Annotated in this window: 1 CRISPR repeat array. The window is 49.4% G+C overall.

Annotated elements, in window-relative coordinates:
• Positions 1-752: direct repeats of the CRISPR family, unit length 37 nt; unit sequence GTTGCACCCAGCTAATAAGCTGGGTGAGGATTGAAAC.
• Positions 753-809 lie beyond the last annotated feature (57 nt).

The following is an 809-nucleotide window of genomic DNA, read 5'->3' as shown; positions in this document are numbered from 1 at the left end:
GTTGCACCCAGCTAATAAGCTGGGTGAGGATTGAAACCTCGTTCACTCGCAGGTAGGTGATACGCTTGTCATGTTGCACCCAGCTAATAAGCTGGGTGAGGATTGAAACGAGCAAGCCCGCCATTTGCTCGCGCCCTTGAAAGTTGCACCCAGCTAATAAGCTGGGTGAGGATTGAAACGCTTGAAAGCCAAGTCGCAGTGCTGTGGAAGGCATGTTGCACCCAGCTAATAAGCTGGGTGAGGATTGAAACCTCGTTCACTCGCAGGTAGGTGATACGCTTGTCATGTTGCACCCAGCTAATAAGCTGGGTGAGGATTGAAACGAGCAAGCCCGCCATTTGCTCGCGCCCTTGAAAGTTGCACCCAGCTAATAAGCTGGGTGAGGATTGAAACGCTTGAAAGCCAAGTCGCAGTGCTGTGGAAGGCATGTTGCACCCAGCTAATAAGCTGGGTGAGGATTGAAACATCCAACTGACGCTGCAGCTCAAACAACTCGGTTGCGTTGCACCCAGCTAATAAGCTGGGTGAGGATTGAAACAGTAATGCATTATAATTTCTGCCATTATATACAAGTTGCACCCAGCTAATAAGCTGGGTGAGGATTGAAACATGCTGTCGATTCAAGCGGCGAATAATCGCCCGGGGTTGCACCCAGCTAATAAGCTGGGTGAGGATTGAAACCAATCAATGATGATCCTTCCACCTGTTCCGACCTGTTGCACCCAGCTAATAAGCTGGGTGAGGATTGAAACAGTAAATCTACCCTTGTATTTTGTGCCCCCGTGTTAGTTGCACCCAGCTAATAAGCT

This window comes from Caldalkalibacillus thermarum (assembly GCF_014644735.1).
Lineage (GTDB): Bacteria > Bacillota > Bacilli > Caldalkalibacillales > Caldalkalibacillaceae > Caldalkalibacillus > Caldalkalibacillus thermarum.
The sequence above is the reverse complement of the archived record's forward strand: the minus strand, read 5'-3'. Positions and strand labels throughout refer to the sequence as shown.